Origin of the sequence: Acinetobacter lwoffii (assembly GCF_024129355.1) — a bacterium.
Classification (GTDB): Bacteria; Pseudomonadota; Gammaproteobacteria; order Pseudomonadales; family Moraxellaceae; genus Acinetobacter; species Acinetobacter lwoffii_I.
In genome coordinates this window covers 1-1,037 of record NZ_JAMXXP010000081.1, presented here as the reverse complement: position 1 = coordinate 1,037, position 1,037 = coordinate 1, and the positions used below count along the sequence as shown (strand labels likewise).

At 44.6% G+C, this 1,037-nt stretch carries 1 protein-coding gene; it reads left to right on the top strand.

Annotated features, from left to right (window positions below):
• Positions 1–1,037 (top strand): ABC transporter permease (locus NI468_RS16030; RefSeq protein ID WP_253102621.1); only part of this gene is annotated, 1,037 nt, incomplete at both ends.

Sequence of the window (1,037 nt, the reverse complement as noted above, 5' to 3'; positions counted from 1 at the left end):
GCACCTGCACTGGTGATTATTTTATTCAGCAGCATGTTTGCTCAAGGGAAACCGGATCATTTACCGATTGCGATTATTGATCAAGACCAGAGTGCGCTGAGTCAAAGCATTTATCAGCATGTGGCCCTGAATCATACTCTTAAAATTGCTACAGTGTCGGAACAAACAGCTGAGATTGAGCGCCTGCTAAATCAAAATAAAATTTGGGGTTATATCCATATTCCAAGCGGCGCCGAGCAACGTCTGGTTCGTGCCCAGGATGCTGACATCAGTATTGCCTTTAACCAGAGTTATTTCAGTATCGGAAATACCATCTCCTCTGCCATGCTGGTCAGTACCCTGCAAGCACTGGCTGAATTTAGCGGACAGCAATATCTTGGCAACCGGCTGCCCTCTCTCGAAGCACCGTCACCGCATATCAAAATATCGCCGCTGTATAATCCGCAGCTGAATTATGAATTCTATCTGGAACTCTATGTCATTCCGGCAATTCTGCATTTACTGCTGTGTTGTTGTGTGGCATTTTCCGTCGGTCAGGAACTGAAGCGGCAGACCTTAACAAGCTGGATTAGCAACTCATCCATCTGGATGGCATTACTGTCTAAGAACCTGGTCTATGTGGCTATTTTTAGTCTATGGACCTGGATCTGGATGTTCTGGCTGATTGAAATTCGCGGCTGGTTTGTTGCCGGCTCGCTCGCTCTGATTCTATCGGCACAATTTCTGCTATATAGCGCTTATGCATTTTTAAGCAGTGCAGTGGTTCTGGCAACCAAAGATTTAAGTAAATCTTTTGGCATCATTGCGGTCTATGGTGGTTCATCTTTAAGTTTTGCCGGTGTGACTTTACCTTTAAATAATGCGCCCCTATTCACCCAGTTTTGGTCCAATATTATTCCGTTCACGCCCTATGCCAAATTACAAACTGAACAATGGGTGATTGGTAGTCCATTGCATATTTCACTGCAAGCTGGATTAATGCTGCTGATCTATGCCCTAGTCTACGCTCTGCTGGCTTATCTGTTTCTTAAAAAAAT